Source organism: Terrimonas alba (assembly GCF_042434975.1).
GTDB lineage: Bacteria > Bacteroidota > Bacteroidia > Chitinophagales > Chitinophagaceae > Terrimonas_B > Terrimonas_B alba.
In genome coordinates this window covers 24,504-46,074 of record NZ_JBHMQM010000001.1, presented here as the reverse complement: position 1 = coordinate 46,074, position 21,571 = coordinate 24,504, and the positions used below count along the sequence as shown (strand labels likewise).

At 42.7% G+C, this 21,571-nt stretch carries 21 protein-coding genes and 3 tRNA genes; 16 read left to right on the top strand and 8 right to left on the bottom strand.

The window, feature by feature from the left end:
• Nucleotide 1: 1 nt before the first annotated feature.
• The 4 genes from ACFEL9_RS00205 (at nucleotide 2) to ACFEL9_RS00190 (ending at nucleotide 3,452) form a co-directional block, all read left to right on the top strand.
• Entirely contained in the window at nucleotides 2–1,291 is a 1,290-nt protein-coding gene (locus tag ACFEL9_RS00205) for a cytochrome C oxidase subunit I (protein WP_385885048.1), read from the top strand.
• Nucleotides 1,288–1,611 carry a metal-sulfur cluster assembly factor gene (locus ACFEL9_RS00200; RefSeq protein WP_385885046.1) on the top strand — a complete coding sequence of 108 codons (324 nt, stop codon included), beginning with the start codon at nucleotides 1,288–1,290 and terminating at the stop codon, nucleotides 1,609–1,611. Before ACFEL9_RS00205 ends, ACFEL9_RS00200 begins: the two co-directional genes overlap by 4 nt.
• Before the next feature lie 3 nt (nucleotides 1,612–1,614).
• The gene (locus ACFEL9_RS00195; RefSeq protein ID WP_385885044.1) at nucleotides 1,615–2,046 is read left to right on the top strand and encodes an RrF2 family transcriptional regulator; all 432 of its coding nucleotides are present in this window, start codon (nucleotides 1,615–1,617) and stop codon (nucleotides 2,044–2,046) included.
• Nucleotides 2,047–2,174: 128 nt separating this feature from the next.
• Nucleotides 2,175–3,452 (top strand): acetyl-CoA hydrolase/transferase family protein, encoded by a 1,278-nt coding sequence (locus ACFEL9_RS00190; RefSeq protein WP_385885042.1) that lies wholly within the window; start codon nucleotides 2,175–2,177, stop codon nucleotides 3,450–3,452.
• Nucleotides 3,453–3,653: 201 nt separating this feature from the next.
• On the opposite strand, the gene ACFEL9_RS00185 is transcribed toward ACFEL9_RS00190, so the two are convergent.
• Nucleotides 3,654–6,245 (bottom strand): MGH1-like glycoside hydrolase domain-containing protein, encoded by a 2,592-nt coding sequence (locus ACFEL9_RS00185; RefSeq protein ID WP_385885040.1) that lies wholly within the window; start codon nucleotides 6,243–6,245, stop codon nucleotides 3,654–3,656.
• 480 nt (nucleotides 6,246–6,725) lie between these two features.
• Between ACFEL9_RS00185 and ACFEL9_RS00180 the strand changes: the two genes are divergently transcribed.
• Nucleotides 6,726–7,781 carry a medium chain dehydrogenase/reductase family protein gene (locus tag ACFEL9_RS00180; RefSeq protein ID WP_385885039.1) on the top strand — a complete coding sequence of 352 codons (1,056 nt, stop codon included), beginning with the start codon at nucleotides 6,726–6,728 and terminating at the stop codon, nucleotides 7,779–7,781.
• A 268-nt stretch (nucleotides 7,782–8,049) separates the two neighbouring features.
• Here the strand turns inward: ACFEL9_RS00180 and ACFEL9_RS00175 are convergent, their stop codons facing one another.
• Nucleotides 8,050–8,232: a hypothetical protein gene (locus ACFEL9_RS00175; protein WP_385885038.1), complete on the bottom strand. Its 183-nt coding sequence runs from the start codon at nucleotides 8,230–8,232 to the stop codon at nucleotides 8,050–8,052.
• Nucleotides 8,233–8,320: 88 nt separating this feature from the next.
• Entirely contained in the window at nucleotides 8,321–9,697 is a 1,377-nt protein-coding gene (gene hemN / locus ACFEL9_RS00170) for an oxygen-independent coproporphyrinogen III oxidase (RefSeq protein ID WP_385885036.1), read from the bottom strand.
• Between the two features lie 137 nt (nucleotides 9,698–9,834).
• On the opposite strand from hemN, the gene ACFEL9_RS00165 reads away from it, so the two are divergent.
• The 5 genes from ACFEL9_RS00165 to ACFEL9_RS00145 are packed head-to-tail and all read left to right on the top strand — an operon-like array spanning nucleotide 9,835 to nucleotide 13,364.
• Nucleotides 9,835–10,038: a cytochrome c oxidase subunit 2A gene (locus tag ACFEL9_RS00165; protein WP_385885034.1), complete on the top strand. Its 204-nt coding sequence runs from the start codon at nucleotides 9,835–9,837 to the stop codon at nucleotides 10,036–10,038.
• A 12-nt stretch (nucleotides 10,039–10,050) separates the two neighbouring features.
• The gene (locus ACFEL9_RS00160; RefSeq protein WP_385885032.1) at nucleotides 10,051–10,509 is read left to right on the top strand and encodes a cytochrome c oxidase subunit II; all 459 of its coding nucleotides are present in this window, start codon (nucleotides 10,051–10,053) and stop codon (nucleotides 10,507–10,509) included.
• A 17-nt stretch (nucleotides 10,510–10,526) separates the two neighbouring features.
• Nucleotides 10,527–12,209 carry a cbb3-type cytochrome c oxidase subunit I gene (locus tag ACFEL9_RS00155; protein WP_385885030.1) on the top strand — a complete coding sequence of 561 codons (1,683 nt, stop codon included), beginning with the start codon at nucleotides 10,527–10,529 and terminating at the stop codon, nucleotides 12,207–12,209.
• A complete protein-coding gene (locus ACFEL9_RS00150) occupies nucleotides 12,209–12,829 on the top strand; it encodes an SCO family protein (RefSeq protein ID WP_385885028.1) in 621 nt (206 codons plus the stop codon). The genes ACFEL9_RS00155 and ACFEL9_RS00150 overlap by 1 nt, the downstream gene beginning before the upstream one ends.
• Entirely contained in the window at nucleotides 12,819–13,364 is a 546-nt protein-coding gene (locus ACFEL9_RS00145; protein ID WP_385885026.1) for a c-type cytochrome, read from the top strand. The genes ACFEL9_RS00150 and ACFEL9_RS00145 overlap by 11 nt, the downstream gene beginning before the upstream one ends.
• A 91-nt stretch (nucleotides 13,365–13,455) precedes the next feature.
• Here ACFEL9_RS00145 and ACFEL9_RS00140 read toward each other — a convergent pair whose 3' ends face one another.
• The 5 genes from ACFEL9_RS00140 to ACFEL9_RS00120 form a co-directional block, all read right to left on the bottom strand.
• Nucleotides 13,456–13,704, bottom strand: a complete 249-nt coding sequence (locus ACFEL9_RS00140) for a GIY-YIG nuclease family protein (protein WP_385885024.1) — start codon at nucleotides 13,702–13,704, stop codon at nucleotides 13,456–13,458.
• Nucleotides 13,705–13,740: 36 nt separating this feature from the next.
• Nucleotides 13,741–13,826: transfer RNA gene (locus tag ACFEL9_RS00135), tRNA-Leu, on the bottom strand.
• Nucleotides 13,827–14,132: 306 nt separating this feature from the next.
• Nucleotides 14,133–14,205 (bottom strand) — tRNA-Gly (locus tag ACFEL9_RS00130).
• Between the two features lie 122 nt (nucleotides 14,206–14,327).
• The gene (locus ACFEL9_RS00125) at nucleotides 14,328–14,549 is read right to left on the bottom strand and encodes a hypothetical protein (protein ID WP_385885022.1); all 222 of its coding nucleotides are present in this window, start codon (nucleotides 14,547–14,549) and stop codon (nucleotides 14,328–14,330) included.
• A 45-nt stretch (nucleotides 14,550–14,594) separates the two neighbouring features.
• Nucleotides 14,595–15,623 (bottom strand): glycosyltransferase family 2 protein, encoded by a 1,029-nt coding sequence (locus ACFEL9_RS00120; protein WP_385885020.1) that lies wholly within the window; start codon nucleotides 15,621–15,623, stop codon nucleotides 14,595–14,597.
• A gap of 129 nt (nucleotides 15,624–15,752) precedes the next feature.
• On the opposite strand from ACFEL9_RS00120, the gene ACFEL9_RS00115 reads away from it, so the two are divergent.
• The 6 genes from ACFEL9_RS00115 (at nucleotide 15,753) to ACFEL9_RS00090 (ending at nucleotide 21,430) form a co-directional block, all read left to right on the top strand.
• The gene (locus ACFEL9_RS00115; protein WP_385885019.1) at nucleotides 15,753–16,907 is read left to right on the top strand and encodes a sensor histidine kinase; all 1,155 of its coding nucleotides are present in this window, start codon (nucleotides 15,753–15,755) and stop codon (nucleotides 16,905–16,907) included.
• A gap of 323 nt (nucleotides 16,908–17,230) precedes the next feature.
• On the top strand, nucleotides 17,231–17,467 hold the full coding sequence (locus ACFEL9_RS00110) for a GIY-YIG nuclease family protein (protein ID WP_385885018.1): 237 nt from the start codon (nucleotides 17,231–17,233) through the stop codon (nucleotides 17,465–17,467).
• A gap of 2 nt (nucleotides 17,468–17,469) precedes the next feature.
• Nucleotides 17,470–17,553: transfer RNA gene (locus tag ACFEL9_RS00105), tRNA-Leu, on the top strand.
• A 145-nt stretch (nucleotides 17,554–17,698) separates the two neighbouring features.
• Nucleotides 17,699–17,953, top strand: coding sequence for a hypothetical protein (locus ACFEL9_RS00100; protein WP_385885017.1), 255 nt, complete (start codon nucleotides 17,699–17,701; stop codon nucleotides 17,951–17,953).
• A gap of 61 nt (nucleotides 17,954–18,014) precedes the next feature.
• Nucleotides 18,015–18,464, top strand: a complete 450-nt coding sequence (locus tag ACFEL9_RS00095) for a response regulator (protein WP_385885015.1) — start codon at nucleotides 18,015–18,017, stop codon at nucleotides 18,462–18,464.
• 410 nt (nucleotides 18,465–18,874) lie between these two features.
• Nucleotides 18,875–21,430 (top strand): BamA/TamA family outer membrane protein, encoded by a 2,556-nt coding sequence (locus ACFEL9_RS00090; protein ID WP_385885013.1) that lies wholly within the window; start codon nucleotides 18,875–18,877, stop codon nucleotides 21,428–21,430.
• Nucleotides 21,431–21,571 lie beyond the last annotated feature (141 nt).

The window sequence follows — 21,571 nt, the reverse complement described above, 5'->3', positions numbered from 1 at the left end:
TATGAATGTCCCGCTTGAAAAACACAACCCTGTAAAGCATACAACACATAAGGTAGTGTTGCCATTTTATATCTATGCGGCATTGGCTTTTTTGGGAAGCACAGTTCTTTTAGTGTTTTCAAGCCCGGCTTTTTCACAGCATTATTTTCATCCGCATGTATTGGCGATCACTCATGCCATGGCGCTGGGCTGGGGCACCATGATCATATTGGGCGCCAGTCACCAACTGGTGCCGGTGCTGATTGAAACAAAGCTATTCAGCAACGGGTTGGCTTATCTTTCTTTTGTGCTGGCGGCCCTGGGTATCCCATTGCTGGTCTATGCTTTTTATGTTTTCAATATCGGCTGGCCTGCAAGATGGGGTGGTATATTGATCAATGCAGCTATCCTTGTCTATTTAATAAATCTTGCACTCAGTATTTCAAAAAGCAAGCAGGAAAATGTGCAAGCTGTTTTTGTATTTACCGCTGTTTGCTGGCTGCTTGTTACAACGGCTCTTGGATTGATCCTGGTTTACAATTTTTCTTACCCATTATTATCCAATGAATCGCTGAATTATCTACCCCTGCACGCACATCTGGGCATTATCGGCTGGTTTTTGTTATTGATCATGGGGGTTGGTTCCCGCCTTATTCCCATGTTTCTTATTTCAACGTATGAGAATACTAAGTTGCTCTGGTGCATCTATGCGCTGATCAATGGTGGGTTGCTTTCTTTTATAGGATTGTTTATTTATTTTCCAAAATCATCTTTCTTCCTGGTGGCCTTGTCACTTGTGGTGATGGCTTTACTGCTGTTCGGGTATTACATTTATCAGGCTTACAAACAAAGGATCAGGAAACATGTTGACAAGCCGGTGAAGATATCCCTGTTATCAGTGTTAATGACGATGTTGCCATTGATGATCCTGTTTATTATCATGGTCTTTTCAATGACTGTGACCGATAATACGCGGCTGGTACTGACCTATGGATTTACTATTTTCTTTGGCTGGATAACCGCGATCATCCTGGGAATGACATTTAAGACACTACCGTTTATTGTCTGGAATAAAATATATCATGAAAAAGCAGGAATGGGGAAAACACCGGATCCAAAAGAGCTCTTCGATCAAAAGATATTTGCTGTGATGGTTGTAATTTATATCGCCGGGTTTATATTGTTTGCTGCCGGTATCATGCTATCATACCTGTTTATCTTAAAATCTTCCGCTATACTTTTGCTGGCGGCTGCCCTTTTGTACAACCTGAATGTTTTTAAAATAGTTAAACACCGCCCGGCACTATCATGAATGTAATTACGAATAACAGCAGCAGGTGTAATATTGCACTGGCTGCACTGCGGCAGGTGAAAGACCCGGAGATAGGCTTGGGTGTAGTGGACCTTGGCCTGATCTATCAAATCGATTTTGATGAGGAGTTGAGAAAAATTTATGCGCTGATGACATTAACGACGCAATTTTGTCCCATGGGTGAATCCATCGTTGACGCAGTGAAGAATGCTTTGCACGCAGCGTTCCCGGGTGATGATATGGATGTGTCATTGACATTTAACCCGCGATGGAATGCCACATTGATATCAGCAAAAGGAAAAATGTTTTTAAATAAATAGAATATGCTGAGTTTGACCTGTAAAACGGCGGTAAAAGCGGTTCTCTACCTGGCTTCGAAATATGGATCAGGTATGAATGCCGGTATCAAAGAAGTTGCGGAATATATAGACGGCAATGAACATACGGTAGGCAAATTGTTGCAAACACTGGTGAGGGAGGGAGTTATTAATAGTGTAAAAGGACCTTCCGGTGGTTTTTATATTGCTAAGGAGCAATTAAGAAAGCCTGTCATGGCGATTGTTGAGGCCATAGATGGGAGGGATGTGTTTAAAGAGTGTGGGTTGGGATTGAGCAAATGTTCCGCAACCCATCCCTGCCCTATACATGATGAGTATAAAGTCAGCCGTGATCATATTCAAAAACTATTCTCACAAAAAAAGATCATTGATCTTTGCGAACCAGTCAGTAAAGGTTTGGCTCATCTTGTTGGCTAGATAGCTGTTTTACCGGGTCAATCCCTGATCTTATATAGGGCGCCTGCTGATATTGCTCACAACAGGCATCGGTTTTCTTCAATAGTTTTGCGGCTGTTATTTCATAACCCTACAAAACAGTTAACACAATGAGCAATCACCAGTTTGTGTCCGCATCACAGGCAGTACAACATATTCAATCAGGCCACCGTGTTTTTATACACGGCAGTGCCGCTACGCCGGTCACACTTGTCAAAGCTTTGCAGAACCGGCATGCTGAGTTGAAAGATATAGAGCTGGTAAGCATTACCAATCTCGGAAATATCGATTTTGATAAGCCTGAGTACGGAAAGAGTTTTTTCTTTAATTCCTTGTTTGTTTCTGCTAATACAAGATCGGTGGTAAATAGCAGCGATGGTGATTATGTACCTATTTTTCTTAGTGAAATACCATTGTTGTTCCGCAGAAATATTTTACCGATAGATGTGGCATTGATACAGGTTTCGCCGCCTGACCTGCATGGCTATTGTTCGCTGGGCACTTCGGTAGATATTGCCAAAGCGGCAGTTGATACGGCCAAAATAATTATTGCACAGGTCAATCCTAAAATGCCACGTACACATGGCGATGGTTTTTTGCATGTCAAAAGAATTAATGCCATGGTATGGGATGAAAGTGATCTGCCGGAGGTGGATTATTCAACTAAGACCTCGGATGCTATTAAACAAATCGGAAAGAATGTGGCTTCGCTGATTGACGATGAAGCCACTTTGCAAATGGGCATTGGCAGCATTCCCGACCAGGTATTGCAAAACCTGCATGGCCATAAAAACCTGGGTATACATACGGAGATGTTGTCGGATGGTATCATTCCTTTACTGGAAAGCGGTGTTATTAATAATAGCCGGAAGAAAATCAACGTAGGCCGTTCCGTCACCGGGTTTATGGCCGGCACCAGGCAGCTCTACGATTTTGTGCATGACAATCCGCAAATGCGGGTGATGGATATTGCGTATGTGAATGATACGAGTGTGATACGCAGAAATCCAAAAGCAACTGCTATTAACAGCGCCATTGAGATAGATTTGACCGGCCAGGTATGCGCCGACTCAATTGGTGTTTATCAATTTTCCGGTATAGGCGGCCAAATGGATTTTATCCGCGGTGCGTCTTTGTCAGAAGGAGGCAAACCCATTATTGCTTTGCCATCTGTCACAACGAAAGGCCAGTCCCGTATCGTACCATTTTTAAAACAGGGAGCCGGCGTTGTTACCACCCGTGGCCATGTGCATTGGGTGGTGACCGAATATGGTATTGTCAACCTGTTTGGAAAGAACCTCAAGCAAAGAGGACGGGCATTGATCAGCATCGCCCATCCGGATCATCGGGAAGAACTGGAGAAAGCGTTTTATGATCGATTTAAATAGCCGTGTAAATACCCTCTGCCAGAAGGAGAAAGTAAAGATTTTTTGTTAAGTGGCAAAATGACTCGAAGATGAAACATCTTATTTCTTTTCTTCTATTATGTCAGTTGGTAAACTATCGTTCAATCGCACAAACCATTCAATATCCCGAAACAATCAAAAAACCTGTCATTGATTCCAAGTTTAAGCATTCTTGTTTGCTATTTACTTGTTTGTAAAATAAGTTGCAATCAAAGCCGTCCACCCTGTTTGATGCGAGGCGCCTAAGCCTCTGCCACTTTCACCATCGAAGTATTCGTAAAACAACAGATGATCTCTGAAATGCTCATCTGTTTGCAGTTTTTTCAAATTGCCAAATACCGGACGGATGCCTTCTTCATTTCGCTCAAAGATCCGGAGTACCCGGCGGCTCAATTCATCGGCCACTTCGTTTAACGTCATGTAACTGCCGGACCCGATTGGACATTCCACTTTAAAATCGTCTCCGTAAAAAATATGATATCGTCGTAAGCTTTCAATTATCAGCCAGTTCATAGGCAACCAGACAGGTCCCCGCCAGTTGCTGTTGCCGCCGAACATATTGTTGTCGCTTTCGCCGGGTGTATATTTTACTGTGTAAACCTGATCTCCTTCGTTAAAATGAAAAGGATGTTCCAAATGAAATTTCGAAAGGGATCGAATGCCATAATTGCTAAGAAATTCATTTTCGTCCAATAAACGTTTCAATGTCATCTTCATTCTGAAGCCCCGCATCAGGCTGAAGAGATGAGTATCATTTTTGTTTACTTTATTCCAGTGCGAAACAAGTTCGGCCAGGTCAGGCCGGTATTCTTCAAACCATTTTCTGCGCTTATCAAAAAATTCATCTTGTTTTATTTCATTGTCTGCTACGGTTTCTACCACAAAGAGTGGTATCAGACCCACCAGACTTCTGATCTTTAGGGATACAGATATATTATCGGGCAGGAGCAAGCGGTCATAATAAAAGTTATCCTCATCATCCCATAAATTTCCTTCTACTCCATTCATGGCGCCAGCGATGTAAAGAAAATGTTCAAAATACTTCGACGTTATCTCAGTATAAGCGGGATTATGCCATAAAAGCTCATGGGCAATGCGAAGCATATTCAGTGCATACATAGCCATCCAACCTGTTGCATCTGCCTGTTCGAGATACCTGCCATTGGGCAAAGGGTTGCTCCGGTCTATCACGCCAATATTGTCCAGCCCCAAAAAACCACCTTCGAAAATATTGTTACCTATTGCATCCTTTCGGTTTACCCACCAGTTAAAATTGAGCATGAGCTTATGAAATACTTTTTCCAAAAACAACACATCCCCTTTGCCCTGGTTAGCTTCCTTTTCAGCTTTGTAAATTTCCCAAATGGCCATGGCGTGAATCGGAGGGTTGCAGTCACTGAAGTTCCATTCATAAGCCGGCAGTTGACCGTTGGGGTGCATGTACCATTCGTTTACCATGTACAATAACTGACTTTTGGCAAATTCCCTGTCCACGATTGACAAGGCGTAACAGTGAAATGCCATGTCCCAGGCGGCAAACCAGGGAAACTCCCACTTGTCAGGTACCGAAAGAATTTCTTTGCTGTGAAGGTGTTTCCAATCGGTGTTCCGTAATTCCGATCGCTGCGAAGGTGGTGGAGGCTGTCCGGAATCACCCTTCAGCCATTGATGCACATCGTAATAATAAAATTGTTTACTCCACAACAGGCCTGACAGCGCCTGCCTTTTGATATTGATGATATCCGGATTCTTTTCATCTTTCAAAACTTTCCGGTAAAAAGCATCAGCTTCTTCTTTCCGTTGATTGAAGATTTGATCAAAACTTTCAAAGTCATAATTCGAATCCTGCGACAGAGATAAGCGAATGACAATATGTTCACCGGCAGGAATAGTGAGGTCATGATTGAAGGCAGCTTTGGTGCCTTTTTTTCCAGGGTTGATGCTTGCAGTGCCCCGGATTAGATAATCGTTGATGCCGTCTTTATAATAGCCTTTGATTCCAGCATGTCCATAGAGACGAACAATATTGGTTTCATTGTCACAGAACAATGATTCGGGTAAGTCTTGGCACCGAAGGTAATATTGACCCAGGGCCTGGTGATACGCCTCTATGGTTCCGGCTCTATTGGAATTTAATTGGGGCTTGTTAGTATCATGTCCCCAGGCCCATGTGTTCCGGAACCAGATGGTAGGAAGTACATGAATGGACTTCTCTTCGCTTGCCCGGTTATAGATAGAAATCAGAATTAGAATATGGTGTGGTGATTGTTTGGCGTATTCCACTACGATATCAAAATACCGGTTGTCGTCAAATACCCCGGTGTCAATAAGTTCAAATTCGGTGTCTTGTTTAGACCGGCGGCGATTTTCTTCAAGAAGTTGTGTATACGGAAAACATGCCTGGGGATATTTATACAACATTTTCATGTATGAGTGTGCAGGCGTATTATCCAGGTAGTAATAAAGTTCCTTCACATCTTCGCCGTGATTGCCTTCGGTATTGGTCAATCCAAAATAGCGTTCTTTGAGAATCGGATCTTGTTTATTCCACAGTGATAATGCAAAGCACAAAAGCTGTTCATCGTCACAAATACCTGCAATGCCTTCCTCGCCCCAACGATATGCTTTGCTCCGGGCCATATCATGTGTGGTATAGTTCCAGGGGTCGCCGTTTGCGCTGTAATCTTCCCGCACCGTCCCCCATTGCCGGTCGCTTACATAAGGCCCCCATGTTCTCCAATTTGCCGTTTTTACTCTTTCCTCTTCAATCGTCATAATGCGGATTTTTACATTTATGAAAAGACGTTCCAGGAAAAGTGTTCATCATTTTTCAAACATGATTGCTATTCTGAAAATATTCTTATTACTATAAAGAGCTTCTCTGACCTCAATTGTTAAGCCTGATACAGGATCGTCATTCTGATAACAAAAGAAATGAACTATAATCCGCCGCGGCGGACGAGTAAATTCATACCATCCGCGATGAAAATTTTTATGGTGAACCTGTCTGCCGACAGGCAAGATTCCATGTGACCAAAGAGCAATTAGTCATCACCTTACTTTTTTTATACTGAAAGTACACCTAAGTGGGGCTTCAGATGAATTGCGATTGTCAATCCTACTATTGATCATCGTCAGGAGTTTTCAGGTTTTTCATAATTACCTTTAAACAAGCGGATCATTAAATCTCTCTCATTGCAAACATCAAAAAGCTGAGCATAATAAACCAATGCACAGCAAAGGAGGAATGACGTCATGAAATATAAGCGCATCCTCATCACTCACTACGGCGGACCTGATGAGCTCCGCGTAGTTGAAGAAGAATGTCCCGAGCCAAAGAAAGGTGAAGTAAGAGTAAAAGTGTTGACAGCAGGCGTCTCTTTGCCCGACGTTATGATGCGGGAAGGCATTCATCCTGAAACACCACGGCTACCTTTTACACCGGGTTGGGATTTGGTTGGTATGGTGGATCGCCTTGGCGAAGGTGTTTCAGGAATACAAACAGGTCAGATAGTTGCTGCACTTCCGATCTTTGGTGCATACACAGAATTTGTCTGCCTGCCGCAAACCAGCCTGGTGCATGTACCAGCCGGACTGAATTACGCCGAAGCAGTCAGTCTTGTTTTGAACTACATCACCGCTTATCAAATGCTGCACCGTTCTGCAAAAGTCAAACAAGGCCAACGTGTGCTGATTCACGGTGCGGCAGGCGGAGTTGGAACGGCTCTCCTGCAGCTTGGTCGCCTCGCCGGGCTGGAAATGTATGGTACTTGTACATCAGCCGATGCGGCGGCTGTTTCCGATATGGGTTGTACCCCTATTGATTACGAACACCAGGATTTCGTAAAGGAAATTCACCGCCTCACAGGTGATGGTGTGGACGCCGTTTTTGAAAGCATTGGTGGCTCCCATATCTGGCTATCCCGCAAGGCGCTCCGCCATGGCGGTAGGGTGGTGGCCTTTGGTCTTACCGGCTCGCTGCGTGGGGGGCGGTCAACCCTAGGACGTTCGGGGCGCCGTCATCGCTTTCGTGCCATCTCCATCTTCGGGTTGTATATTGCCCTCAGCTGGATTCTTCCAAGCCGCAGACGGGTGGTTCCCTACAGCATCCAAACGCTCATGCGACTGAAACCGGCATATTTTCGACAGGATTTGACAGCTCTGTTTGATCTGCTTCAACATCACAAAATCAAACCGCTCATCGCACAGCAATTTCCGCTTGCCGAAGCCAGAAAAGCACATGAACTGCTCGGTAAAGGAGGTGTGACAGGTAAGCTTGTGCTTGTATGCAACAGCTCACCGGTTGAATAGGAGTTGCGACGTTGGCTGCTAAATATTTGAGGTATCGGTCATCCTGCCGGATTCTGTTTTGTGCCGGCAAAACCTGTCACCATATTTTCAATTCTTCAGAAGCTATTTTTAACAAAAGACAAAAACATTAGCATGGTTCAAGACCAAGACTTGAACGACCGATGGGCATTTTATCAGAGATTGTCTTACTGATTTTGTGTTAAGGTCATCCAGGTCTTTAGAAAATTTCTTTAGAAATTCGACTTTCATCAGGCGGATAGCTTTTTCATTATTTCAGCCCGGCTGATTTTTTTTGTTTTGTCAACCTCACGCAATAGTTTAGTTTAGACATACCGATATCTTCCAACTCATCCTGGGTCAATGACGAAGAATTAATACCGAGTTTTTTTAAAAGATCGGAAAGAAATTTAAATTCATTATCGTCTTTTGGAGTTATGACCAATGCTTTCATAAGCCAAATCTATTAAATAAAGATGCTTTATACAACGATCCGCTTGGCTGATCATTATGGATTCACCAACAAGGTTTAAAAAATCTTCTTATATCGCCTTACTAAAAGTCTCTTTGTTGGTTAATGAACTGCCCCGTTGGAGATACAAATCAAAAGCAGCACAAATATTTCGAATAAAATAATGCCCTTCCTCTGTAATCTTTAATTGGTGCAGATCAAATTCTACTAAACCATCTGCAGCCAACTGCTCCAATTGCGGGAAACAGAATTCCTGTAATACGGGGAGATGTTCCGGTTGAAATACAGTTGCTCCTTTACAGGAAATGTCTTTGATGTATTGACGGAAAGCCAGGTCCTCTTCATTTAAAAAATAACCGCGGGTGACAGCCAGCTCGCCTTTGTTTATAAGCGCATAGTAGTTATGCAATGTTTTGTCATTTTGTGCAAACGCATTACCAAGATCGCTGATGCTGGATACGCCAAGTCCTAATAAAAGTCCGCTGTTTTGCGTGGTATAACCCATGAAATTCCGGTGCAGCTTACCATTCTGTTTTGCGACGAATAGTTCGTCATGCGGCAGCGCAAAGTGATCCATGCCAATATCAGTGTATCCATGTGCTGTCAACAATTCTTTTCCCCTCAGGTATAACAGGATTTTTTCTTCAGCGCCGGGCAGGTCGGTTTCATTAAATAACCGTTGACCACGGCTTGTCCATGGTACGTGGGCATAACTGTAAAAGGCGATACGGTCCGGTTTTAAGGTGATCACCTGGTTGATGGTGTTTTCAATGCTTTGGATGTTTTGCAGGGGTAAACCGTAGATCAGATCGAAGTTCACCGAACGAAAGCCGGCTGCTCTTGCATTTTCAGTAGCCTGCTTTACATTTTCAAAAGGTTGGATTCGGTTAATGACCCGCTGTACTTCGGGATCAAGGTCCTGCACACCATAGCTGATCCGGCGAAAGCCCAGAGAATATAAAAGCTTCAAATGTTGTTTGGTCGTATTATTCGGATGTCCTTCAATACTGAATTCATGTTGCGGATGAACGATGCTGTATTTGAGTATGGCATCGAGCAGTCTTTTTAAATTTTGCGGCGAAAAGAAAGTAGGGGTGCCACCGCCCAGGTGTATTTCTCTTATAACAGGAGTTTGACTCATCAACCGGCGATAGAGTTTCCATTCTTTTTCAATGGCTGCCAGGTATTCTTCTTCCACAGAATGATTTTGGGTGATCTTTTTATTGCAACCGCAATAGGTGCATAGTGATTCACAAAAAGGCAGATGAATATAAATGCTGATGCCGTTGGCTGCGTTTTGTTTATCAAATTGCCGGGCAAATTGTCCTTTCCATTTCTCCTTATCGATGTTATCATACCAGAAAGGGACCGTAGGATAACTGGTATAGCGGGGTACGGGCTGGTTGTACTTTCTTACCAATAGCGGGCTGATGCTTGTAGTATTCATTTAGCAAATGTCATCTGCATCCATTTCGTATCATATGATTAAGGTTAAATACCAGGCAGATATTAATCATCCGGAAGTAAGACTAAACACTCGATCAACCAGCTTGACGATCCTCATTTTCCCACCTGATAAAAATCATGTGGTCCGAATACCTTGAATCATCATTTGCGGAAATAGTGCAGGATACTTTTGTCTCCGAAATGTCAAAAACAACAAATATGGAATCACCCAACGAAGAAAAATTTATTCCCAAAGGTGCCATGGCTTTCTTTATCCTGTTAGTCATCCTCGCACTGCTTTTCTGGTATGGTATCTATTTATTAATGATCGACCGAGTTTAAAACTAACTGATTATGACAATCGACAAATCTGAAAAAAAAGTAGTGGCGATCACCTTAGCGGTGATTGGCCTGTTTGTTTTTTCATTGCTCTATGCAAAGGGAAAATATAAAAGCGATGTACCGGAGTGCCTGCCGTACGACAAGGCCTACGAAGAACCGAAGATCAATAAACTGGACTCAACTACCTACCAGGTATTTTCTGTGGCTTCCATGTGGCAGTTTCAACCATCTGAAATATATGTACCCGTTGGCAGCGAAGTGGACTTCTACCTTACTTCAAAAGATGTGGTGCACGGTTTCAATATCGCCCAAAAAAATATCAATATGATGGCAGTTCATGGAGCTGTCAATAAGACAACGGTAAAGTTTGATAAGCCCGGCGTATATGATATCGTTTGCCATGAATATTGTGGCGTAGGTCACCAAAACATGCGGGCGCAGGTGATCGTCAATTATCCTGAAGCTAAATAAAATCGAAACTAACAAACATGCAAGTATCAAAATCATTCAAACGAGTCATCTTTCTTGAACTGGCCATCCCCGTAGCATTATTGACCATAGGCATTTATCATGGACTGATGCAAACAATCTACCGGGCCGGTGTCTTGCACCAAAGTGCTTTTGCAAAATTGGATTACTACCAGGGTCTCACGTTGCACGGTGTGATCAATGCGCTGGTACTTACTACCTTTTTTGCCGTGGCTTTTGGTCATGTGACGATCGCTTTCTATTTTAAAAAAGAGCCGAATAAAAAATTAATGTGGCTTAGCTTCTGGCTTATGCTGACCGGTGTGCTGATGGCAGCCTGGGCCATGCTGGCCGGTAAAGCATCTGTACTGTACACTTTTTATCCGCCATTGAAAGCACATCCTTTGTTCTATCTCGGCGCTGCTCTGCTAATCGTGGGATCATGGATTCCTTTGTTTGATTGGGCAAGAATGTACAATCAATGGAAAAAAGAAAATCCTGAAACCAAAACACCATTAGCGGTATTAGGCACCCTCATCAATTTTATCATTTGGTTTGTATGTACACTGGCTGTAGCCTATGAAGTGCTGGTATTATTGATTCCCTGGTCCATGGGATGGACAGATACCGTGAATGTGAACCTGGCAAGAACATTATTCTGGTTCTTTGGCCATGCACTGGTGTATTTCTGGTTGTTACCTGCCTACATCATGTTTTATACCGTTCTTCCAAAAGTGGCTGGTGGTAAATTATATTCTGATCTTGCCGGGAGAGTTGCGTTGTTCCTGTTCTTATTGTTTTCAATTCCGGTGGGTGTGCACCACCAATACAGCGATCCGACTATTACACAAGGTGTAAAATTCTTTCATGGCATGCTGACCTATGGTGTAGCAATACCAAGCTTTATCACTGCTTTCACACTGGCTGCGTCGCTGGAATATGCAGGCAGGCAGAGAGGAGCCAAAGGATTGTTTGGCTGGATGGCAAAGCTCCCCTGGTTTGACGAGAACAGGTTTTTGTTTGCCTATTTTATCGGTGGCCTGATTTTATTCGTATTCGGTGGCGTTACCGGCATCATCAATGCTTCTTATTCATTAAACACAGTAGTACATAATACGGCCTGGATGCCGGGGCACTTTCACATGACCGTAGCTGGTCCGGTGTTCCTGAGTATTGTGGGTATGAGCTTATACATTTATTCAAAACTGAGTGGAAAGAAAATTGCGTTGCCAAAGCTCAATACCATCATTCCTTATTTATGGGTAATAGGCATGCTGATCTTTTCTTTCGGTATGAGCTGGGGTGGTTTGCGTGGCGAACCACGGAGAACCAATCTCGGCACTTCTTATCTCGATCCTGAAAACCCACTTTTCCGTAGCGACTGGGTGCCGACTACATTGTTGGCTTTGCTGGGTGGTATCATCATGTTTATTGCCGGTATGCTTTTCATCATTATTTTCTTCGCTACCATTTTCAGCAAAAAGAAAGTGGAAGGAGAGTTGGAGATACCGGTAAGTGAAGCTTATCATGATGAAAAACGAGTACCCATTTTTGACAGGTTTAAACCCTGGCTGGTGACTATGCTGGTGATCATCCTGCTGGCTTATGTCCCCGCTCTGTATAATGTAAATAAAAACAGTGGACCGGGTTCTCCACGATTCAATATAGATAACCCTGTACCGGAAGCGTCAGTTAAGAAGTAATGCAAAAAAGATCCACGATAGTATTGTTCATCGTAGCCGTGTTTGTGTTGCCGTTCAGCGCCTGGGCCTTGCTGAATTTCTACGAAAAAAAGTTTCAAGCATTGCCGGTCATTGGTAAAACAAAAGATCATCACATTGGTAGTTTCCGGTTGGTGAACCAGGATGGGACTGTAAAAACGGAAAAGCAGTGGGATGATAAGATTGTGGTGGCAGATTTCTTCTTCACGCATTGTCCAACCATTTGCCCGAAAATGACAAGCAGTATGAAGCGGGTCAATGAGGAATTTAAAAATGACAGTGCCATCTGGCTGAGTTCATTTAGTGTTGATCCCGAAAGTGACAGTGCCACACAGTTAAAAACGTATGTAGACCGGTTTGGAATTGTTACGGCGAAGTGGGATCTGCTGACCGGTGATAAAAGAGAGATCTACAAACTGGCCCGTAACAGTTTTATGATCGTGGCAACGGATGGTGATGGTGGTCCGAATGATTTTATCCATAGCGAAAGGCTGGTGCTGATCGATCCACAAAAGAGAATACGGGGCTACTATGATGGCACCAGCGACACAGAAGTGAAACAATTGGTAAACGATATAAAAAAATTAAAACATGAACTGTAAGAAATTACCACTACTGCTATTATTATTGAGCGGAGTAATCCTGGTACATGCAGCTCCGCCGGTTGAAGAAGGGAGAACAATTTTTACCAGCCGCTGCGCTGCCTGTCACAATATAAATAAGGCAATGACCGGTCCCGCTTTGGCCGGCGTGGATCAGCGACGCTCTATTGACTGGATCATCAAATTTGTGCATTCATCACAAACGCTGGTAAAAAGCGGTGACAAAGATGCGGTGGCCGTTTTTAACCAGTTTAATAATGTGCCAATGCCCGATCATCCTGATCTGACGGATGATCATATCAAAAGTATTGTGGAGTATATAAAATCAGAGGCGAAACCTGCCGGTGAAGAGAAAGCGCCATTTGCCAAACCTGCGGTAAAGAAAACAGACTACAGGCCGCTGTCGCTGCAAAAAGATTATGGCTTTTTTATCGCTTACCTGGCAGCCGTGATAATGCTGATTGCCGCATTAGTATTTTTGGTACACTTAAATAAAGTCAGGCTTAAAACACAGGAACAAAAGAATGCTGTGTAATGAATTCAAAATAGTTGGTTTTCGTTTCAATCTCAGGCTCCCGATTCTTCGGGGGCTTTTTTGTTAAAGAGGTTCGAATCCGGCTTTCTGTCTACCAATTGCCTGCAACCAGCCATTCAAGATATTTTCTGCTTTTTTGTTTTTTTAACCGGAGTTCTTGTTTCCTTGCTTCCAGTTCTGTTGAGAAGTTCTTTGTTGCTTTGATCAAATAAGGTCTGCAGTTTCGTGTTGCAGTTACCATTCCGGCGTTATGTCTTTCTAATCGTTTCAAAACGTCTGAACAATAGCCAATGTAATAGCGATCACATTTTTCAGAATATAAAATATAGGTAAAGTACATAAAACAACAAAAGCGACTTGCGTCGCTTTTAAGTTGTGCCCCGGAACGGAGTTGAACCGTTACGACCGTTGCGGGTCACAGGATTTTAAGTCCTGCGTGTCTACCAATTCCACCACCGGGGCAATCATTTTATTAATAACAAGAACTAAATTATTTTGAACCGTTGCGACCGTTGTGGGTCATCCCGATTGTAATCGGGACGTGTCTACCAATCCTGCCTGCCGTCAGGCAGGTCCACCACCGGGGCAATCATTTTATTAATAACAAGAACTAAATTATTTTGAACCGTTGCGACCGTTGTGGGTCATCCCGATTGTAATCGGGACGTGTCTACCAATCCTGCCTGCCGGCAGGTCCACCACTAGGGCATTCGATTCTCAACGAGAACGAAAAAAAAATCCCTCCGCCAAAGGAGGAAGGACTTTCAGAGCGGAAGACCGGGCTCGAACCGGCCACCCCGACCTTGGCAAGGTCGTGCTCTACCAAATGAGCTACTTCCGCTTATGGATTCCGGAACTCTGTTCCGGATTAAAGTTTATCGGAACAGAGTTCCGATGTCCAAAGAACTAAGGGGGTGCAAAAATAGGTATATCAGCTTTTGCAAAAAAATTTTTTAGCTAAAATTATTTATACTTTGGCGTGTATAAGGTGCTTTCCTGGATCGGCACTTTTGGCTTCTCAAAGCGTTTGGTGCTGAGCATATAACAACCGCCTAAAATAAATGCTACCACGCAGGCTATCTGCAGGTAAAAAAGAAAAGCGGAGGAAGAAACCCAGTTATGTGTAAAATCCCTGTCCTGTACCTTTTGCAGTTCTTGTTGATATTCGTTTTGGATAGTCGCCATGCTGAGATTAATTGTGGTGCAAAAATAGGGGTTCAAAATAAATAATTATCCTGTTTTATCCGCAATTTCAAAAAAGGTTTTTTTCTTCCTGATAAAATATTGCCAGATTATACTTTTTGAAATATATCCATCCAGCTTCGAAGGGCTTATGATTGCACTTGTCTTATTCTTCGCAGGAGAAAATCGCCATTTTATAAATGCACAATGCGCTTTCATCACGGCCCTGAAGTAGCCTGCATCACCTGATAACAGTTCTTTGAACGCAGCGACCATGTCCAACAAAATGCGATAAGGAATGAGCCAGTTTTTTTTGGAAGACGGAACATTTTTGGAAAGCATGATGAGATTGTTTCGAAAGTTGAGAAAAGTCTTTTTTGAATTTCCTTTTGGCAGCGTTCCTCCGCCTACATGATATACGATAGAAGCAGGACAGGAATAAATTTTATATCCCGCCAGTTGCATGCGCCAGCACAGATCAATCTCTTCCTGGTGAGCAAAAAAGAAATCATCAAAGCCATTCATTTGTTGAAAAACGGCAGCCCGGATAAATAAGCAGGCGCCGCTCGCCCAAAAAACAGGGGCCGCCTGGTCGTATTGTCCCCGGTCCTCTTCGCAGGTATCGAAAACCCGGCCTCTCGAAAAGGGATAACCATATTTGTCGATCCAGCCACCGGCAGCACCGGCATATTCAAACATTTTCTTATTGTGAAAAGAAAGAATCTTCGGCTGGCAGGCTGCTATGGAAGCATTGTTTTCCAGCAAACCGACCATGGGTTCTATCCAACCGGGGGTTACTTCAACATCAGAGTTTAATAAAATGAAATAATCCGCATCAACCTGCTTCAGGGCTTCATTATAACCTTTGGCAAAACCAAAATTTTCGGCAAGGCTGATAATGCGAACGGAAGGGTAGTGCTGCTTTAAAAATGAAATGGAATCGTCTGTTGAATTGTTGTCTGCTACAACCAGGTCATAATTTCCATAAGTGGACCTGCAAACAGAAGGCAAAAACTGTTCAAGAAAATTTCTCCCGTTCCAGTTAAGAATGACGATAGCACATTTCGGTAAAGGCATCAATGCTTATTGATAAATTTGTTCAAACGTACAGAAACTTTTTCATCCCGTCTTTGCTGGGAATGGTAAGAAAGCTTAATATTTACACATAAAATGAACGGGACGAATTATCCTTGTTAAATTGAGAACATGTTTCAGCAACTTTTAAATTGGCGGATAGGACTGGCGATGATTGCCATACTGATTGTTACAGGTACTATCTTTTATTCCCGTTATGTGTCCCGGAAGATTGCCAAAGAAGAAAGAGGGCGGGTTATAGCTTTTGGAGAATCGTTAAAAATAAAAGCGCTGAGTGAGGATCCCAATGTATTGCTTTTTACCAACCAGATTGCCGGGGACAATGTAGACATCCCGATTATTGAAACCGATGAGAACGATAATCCGTCGGGTCAGTACGTCAACCTTGATTCCGTCAAAGTGGCCCGTGATAGCAACTACCTGCGCAAAATGGTAAAGCATTTTGGAAGTATCAATCCGCCCGTGCTGGTTGAAATCACCAGGGAACCGCTTACTTATACTAAATACTATTATGGTGAGTCACAACTGCAAAACGAAGTACGCTATTATCCGCTGGTGCAACTGGTGATAGTTGGATTATTTATTATCGTGACGCTGCTGACATTGCGCAGCAATTATCGTTCGGTGCAAAACCAGGTATGGGCCGGTATGGCAAAGGAAACAGCACATCAATTGGGAACACCCGTATCATCGCTGGAGGGCTGGGTAGAAGTGATGAAAGAGAAAACCGAAACGCAGGGTATTGCACAGGAACTGGGTAAGGATGTAACAAGACTGCGTCTCGTATCCGATCGCTTTGGAAAAATTGGCAGTAAGCCGCAACTGGATGTAATCGATATTGTAAAACAGGTGAGTGATATGGTGGATTATATCCGGAAGCGATCACCGGGTTCCGTAAGTTTCGTGGTCAATACATATGGCAAATCATCCATCAATGCTACTGTTTCGGCTCCTTTGTTTGACTGGGTGATTGAAAATCTTTTGAAGAATGCGTTGGATGCGATGGAGGGAAAAGGATACATCAAGGTGGATATCAGGGATGAAAAAAAAGCAGTGATCATTGATGTGACGGATACCGGCAAGGGGATTGCCCGGCAAAATATTTCTAAGGTTTTCAAACCCGGGTTCACCACTAAAAAAAGAGGGTGGGGACTAGGCTTAAGTCTTTCGAAACGCATTATAGAACAATATCACAAGGGAGAGATCTTTGTCAAGCAATCAGAGCCGGGAAAAGGAACGACATTTAGAATAATGCTGAAGAAATAGTTCAATAGTTTACTGGCCTGCCTGTCGGCAGACAGGTTTAAAAGTTCGCAAGTTCAAGGGAAATATTCTAAAAAACTTTACCTCCCCTCCCCGGAGGGGAGGAAGCAATTTTGCATAAGGAAATATTCGATGGGGGTGGGTTTGTGGTTTGCGAAATTTGGGTAGCACCAATATTCTTCTTTCCAACATATCTGTTATATTTGCACTCCCATAAAGTTGCCCGATTGAACTTTCAAAAATTGGTAAACTTTAGAACTTAGTCTGCCCAGGTGTTGAACCTGCCGGCAGGCAGGATTGGTAGACCAGTCCCTTTGGGTTAACTTATGTTCATAGTCTATGCCATAAGAAGTGAGGTGAGGAATTATATTTACGTTGGTTTGACTGGAGATATTGAAAGGAGGCTTAAAGAGCATAACAATGGGGAAAACCGAAGTACAAAAGCTTACAAGCCATTTGTGCTTATTTATACCGAAACTTTTCAAACGAGAGTTGACGCAAGAGAAAAAGAGAAGTTTTTGAAATCAGGCATTGGAAAAGAATCTCTGAAGAGATTGAAATAATTGCCCAGGTGTTGAAATTGGTAGACAAGCCACTTTGAGGTGGTGGTGTCCGAAAGGACGTGCTGGTTCGAATCCAGTCCTGGGCACAAAAAAGGATAGTTCGATAGGTTCGGATTATCCTTTTTTGTTATACTATCTTTTTACTGCCGCTGGCAACCGTGGTATCATGTTGCGTCCTTAGTCATTTAAATTAACTTTACCCCTGCATCACAACAAAGACCGTTATACACCATGAAACTATTTGAATTTAGCTTGCTTACCCAATGCGAACAACTGGACCTGCTTTACAAAGAAGGCACTTTTATTGGTAAACTCAGGGAAGAATCACAGTATAAAATTTTATACCAGTTCAATAGTTTTTATGTAGAGATCATATATAAAAAATACCGGCGGGTTGTGAGCAGGATACGTTGTTTTGAATCAACTAACCGGCTCGATGCTTACCTGCATCAAATGGATATTGAAGAACTCATCAGTTGCTGTTAGAAGAAAAAACATTTTACCAGGTGTGTTTACTTTATTTTATTTTTGACGCAACCCCCAATTCATGATAAGCAATTTTGACTTCATCAAACATTCCATATTATATGCTGACGATGATCCGGATGACCTGATGATCGTAAAAGACGCTTTTGAAAAATATGCTGAGAATATTGAGCTGGTAACGGCAAACGATGGTGTCGAAGCTGTCCAGTATTTAAAATCGCTTTCCCCGATAGAGCCTGCGCCCTGTTTAATCATTTTGGATATTAATATGCCACGAATGAATGGCAAAGAAGCACTGAAAGAGCTGCGAAGCATGGATCGGTTTAAACATACTCCCGTCGTTCTTTTTACCACGTCCTCTCTTCCCGACGACAGGGAGTTTGCCTTAAAATACAATGCTGGTTTTATTACAAAGCCGCTGGACTTCCGCCAGATTACTATTATTGCTGATACATTTGTGGAGCACTGTACCGATGAGATCAAAAGAAAGATAATAAAGAAAATAATGTAATCTCAGGTTTTCCCGGAGGCTATTTTACTATAAGCTATACTCTCTATACGGATATACCTATTAACGCCGCAACTAAGTCAGGACTATAGTAACGAACAGCTTAACGGCACAAGTATTGAAACTTTCATTTCGTTTTTTGGGACGGCAATACACTTCGCCAGCTTTATTTTTCCAGTGCAATCTTGTATCTCATGAACGACGGAAAATGCTTTCCTGTAGAAGAACTTCCCCCTTTCACTTCAAATTCTCCGGGGCAGTCCGATTTTTCATAGCTTTAATATGTAATTTCTATTTGTTGACAAGAAGAGGTTGAATTGGAATATAATTTGGTTTAGTGAGGATTAGTATTTTATTGAGACTTAAATCGATTACCCTATAATTTGGTTTGCTCAATTATTAAAAGATCATTTATGAGATTACTTCGGCTATTATCCTTAGTCTTTATTGTTGCTTTTACCGACTCGTTCGCCCAATCAAACAATGACTCAATTACGGTACCTGGCTCAACATTATTTAAAATCAATGGTGGCAGAAAATTCTGGATGGGCGCTAATTACCGGCGGGAATGGTTGACACCGGTAAAAGTTCCGGTGATCAATCTTGCTACGGAGGCCGGGGGACTTACCCCGGTAAAACGGGGCGGTGGCAAACAAACCCGTTCACTTCGCCTGGAAAATGCCAATAAAAAGGAATATAATTTCAGATCGATTCAAAAATTTATTACCAGCAAAACATTGCCGGCCGATCTGCAAAGTGAGGCAGCAGAAGACCTGGTAGCGGATGGTATTTCGGCTTCATATCCCTATGCTGCATTGTCAATGCAAACATTGGCTGAGGCGGCAGGTGTGCCTTATCTTAAAGTGAGGGTAGTGTATATACCGGATGATCCCCAACTCGGTGAGCATCGAAAAGATTTCAAAAACCTGTTGGCCTACCTGGAAGAGAAAACACCGGACTCCGTAAAAAAAGATTATGACACCGAAGAGGTGGTGAAGAAACTTCGGGATGATAATGATAACTCTGCCGATCAGCATGCATTATTGAGAGCAAGAATACTGGACATGTTCGTCATGGATTTTGACAGGCATGAAGGACAATGGGAATGGGGAGCTTACGATAAAGACAAAGGCAAACAGTTTTATCCCATTCCCAAAGACAGAGACCAGGCTTTTTATATTAACCAGGGAGTGCTACCACATATTGTGCAATGGCCCTGGTTGGTGCCGCAACTGGAAGGACTCAAAGCCAGGACAAAGAACATAAAACGCTTCAACTTTGCTGCCCGCAATCTCGACCGGTTTTTCCTGAATGGCTTAACGGAAAAAGATTGGCGGGATGCTGTAGATGCTTTTCTTCCAAAAATGACAGACGCTGTTATTGAAAAAGCGATCGCACAACAACCACCTGAAATTAGAAATATTTCAGGTGACAAGATCATTGCTATTTTAAAAGAAAGACGAAAATATCTGGCAGCGGACGTGATGGAGTATTACAAATTCCTCGCAGAAATCGTTGACGTCACCAGCAGTGATAAAAAAGAACTGTTTGATATTTCACGCCATGAAGATGGATCCGTTTTGCTGCAGGTCTATAAGATTAGTAAGGGGGGCGAAAGAGATATCAAAATGTTTGAAAGGTTGTTTGATCCCGGTGACACAAAGGAGCTGAACTTATATGGATTTGGCGGCGATGATAAGTTTGTCATCAAGGGATCCAATGATAAAATCAAGATCCGCATGATCGGTGGTGATGGCGAAGATGTATTTGAAAATACAGCTTCGTCGGGTAAAGGCGGAATTGTTTATGATAGTTTGCCAGGCAACAATACGATCGTTGGTAATCTGAAAAATAAAATGGCAAAAGATAGTATGGCCAATTATTATAACCCGATCTATTATAAATACAACCAGGTAATACCATTTTTGTCCGTGGGCTTCAACCGGGATGATGGAGTTTACCTGGGTGGTTGGCTCAAGGTCATACATCATGGATTCAGGAAAACGCCTTACAAAAACAGCCACACCATTACGCTGAATCATGCATTGCGGACAAAGGCTTTCAATTTTAAATATAATGCCGAGTTTATCGGGACGTTTGGCAGGCGATCCGATCTGTTGTTTGAAACAGATATCCAGGCCCCCAATATCACCAACTTTTTTGGCTACGGCAATGCAACGGTTTATGATAAGTCAAAACCGGGTAAGTTCCGTTATTATTGGACAAGGTATAACCTGGGAGACATTTCCTTATTGCTGCGTAAAAATTTTTCAGAGAAAGTTATTGTGACATTGGGACCGACATTCCAGTTTTTTAAAATGGATTCCACCGACAAGAACAACAGGAAGAGACGGATTGTGCAGGAGTTTGATGATGACCTGGATAGAAGCACCGCCTTTACAAAGCAATCCTATGTTGGTGCTAAATTTTCATTGACGGCTGATACCCGTGATAACAAAGTGTTGCCCGAAAAGGGAATATTCTGGCAGACAAGGGTTCGCTATTTATCGGGATTGAATGAAACGAAGTATGATGTCACGCAAGTCAATTCTGATCTCAGTTTTTATATCAGTCTTGTAAAAAATGCATTAGTGTTGGTGGATAGAGTTGGCGGTGGTCACAATTTTGGAGATTTTGAATTTTACCAGGCGCAATACCTCGGCAGTGAAGATAATTTGCGTGGCTACAGAAAATACAGGTTTGCCGGTGAGTCGAAATTTTACAATAATGTTGAGCTGAGATGGCGGATAGCGAATTTCAAAACCTATCTCTTTCCCGGATCATTGGGCTTTCTCGGATTTTATGATACCGGCAGAGTGTGGGCTGACAATGACGATAGTAATAAATGGGTGAGCGGTTATGGTGCAGGTTTTTGGATATCACCGCTTCGTCGCATGGTACTGACATTTACATACGCCGCTTCCAAAGAAGATAACTTGCCTTTGATTGGCCTGGGTTGGAAATTTTGATCAGCTATCTTTCTAAGAAGATGTTTAAATTTTTCAGAATAGAACTTGCCTGTCAGCAGGCAGGCGCAGCCATGTTAAGATAGTGATGATTTTCGCTGATTTTATCTTAGTAAATCATAATAATCAGCATTATCAGCGTTC

Excerpts from the sequence above, each read along its gene's own strand:
- ACFEL9_RS00120 (WP_385885020.1), bottom strand. The coding sequence starts at position 15,623 with ATGCCTTTACCGAAATGTGCTATCGTCATTCTTAACTGGAACGGGAGA.
- ACFEL9_RS00165 (WP_385885034.1), top strand. The coding sequence starts at position 9,835 with ATGTGGTCCGAATACCTTGAATCATCATTTGCGGAAATAGTGCAGGAT.
- ACFEL9_RS00185 (WP_385885040.1), bottom strand. The coding sequence starts at position 6,245 with ATGACGATTGAAGAGGAAAGAGTAAAAACGGCAAATTGGAGAACATGG.
- ACFEL9_RS00195 (WP_385885044.1), top strand. The coding sequence starts at position 1,615 with ATGCTGAGTTTGACCTGTAAAACGGCGGTAAAAGCGGTTCTCTACCTG.
- ACFEL9_RS00180 (WP_385885039.1), top strand. The coding sequence starts at position 6,726 with ATGAAATATAAGCGCATCCTCATCACTCACTACGGCGGACCTGATGAG.
- ACFEL9_RS00110 (WP_385885018.1), top strand. The coding sequence starts at position 17,231 with ATGTTCATAGTCTATGCCATAAGAAGTGAGGTGAGGAATTATATTTAC.
- ACFEL9_RS00155 (WP_385885030.1), top strand. The coding sequence starts at position 10,527 with ATGCAAGTATCAAAATCATTCAAACGAGTCATCTTTCTTGAACTGGCC.
- ACFEL9_RS00150 (WP_385885028.1), top strand. The coding sequence starts at position 12,209 with ATGCAAAAAAGATCCACGATAGTATTGTTCATCGTAGCCGTGTTTGTG.
- ACFEL9_RS00190 (WP_385885042.1), top strand. The coding sequence starts at position 2,175 with ATGAGCAATCACCAGTTTGTGTCCGCATCACAGGCAGTACAACATATT.
- ACFEL9_RS00175 (WP_385885038.1), bottom strand. The coding sequence starts at position 8,232 with ATGAAAGCATTGGTCATAACTCCAAAAGACGATAATGAATTTAAATTT.
- ACFEL9_RS00205 (WP_385885048.1), top strand. The coding sequence starts at position 2 with ATGAATGTCCCGCTTGAAAAACACAACCCTGTAAAGCATACAACACAT.
- ACFEL9_RS00100 (WP_385885017.1), top strand. The coding sequence starts at position 17,699 with ATGAAACTATTTGAATTTAGCTTGCTTACCCAATGCGAACAACTGGAC.
- ACFEL9_RS00145 (WP_385885026.1), top strand. The coding sequence starts at position 12,819 with ATGAACTGTAAGAAATTACCACTACTGCTATTATTATTGAGCGGAGTA.
- ACFEL9_RS00115 (WP_385885019.1), top strand. The coding sequence starts at position 15,753 with ATGTTTCAGCAACTTTTAAATTGGCGGATAGGACTGGCGATGATTGCC.
- ACFEL9_RS00095 (WP_385885015.1), top strand. The coding sequence starts at position 18,015 with ATGATAAGCAATTTTGACTTCATCAAACATTCCATATTATATGCTGAC.
- hemN (WP_385885036.1), bottom strand. The coding sequence starts at position 9,697 with ATGAATACTACAAGCATCAGCCCGCTATTGGTAAGAAAGTACAACCAG.
- ACFEL9_RS00200 (WP_385885046.1), top strand. The coding sequence starts at position 1,288 with ATGAATGTAATTACGAATAACAGCAGCAGGTGTAATATTGCACTGGCT.
- ACFEL9_RS00125 (WP_385885022.1), bottom strand. The coding sequence starts at position 14,549 with ATGGCGACTATCCAAAACGAATATCAACAAGAACTGCAAAAGGTACAG.
- ACFEL9_RS00090 (WP_385885013.1), top strand. The coding sequence starts at position 18,875 with ATGAGATTACTTCGGCTATTATCCTTAGTCTTTATTGTTGCTTTTACC.
- ACFEL9_RS00140 (WP_385885024.1), bottom strand. The coding sequence starts at position 13,704 with ATGTACTTTACCTATATTTTATATTCTGAAAAATGTGATCGCTATTAC.
- ACFEL9_RS00160 (WP_385885032.1), top strand. The coding sequence starts at position 10,051 with ATGACAATCGACAAATCTGAAAAAAAAGTAGTGGCGATCACCTTAGCG.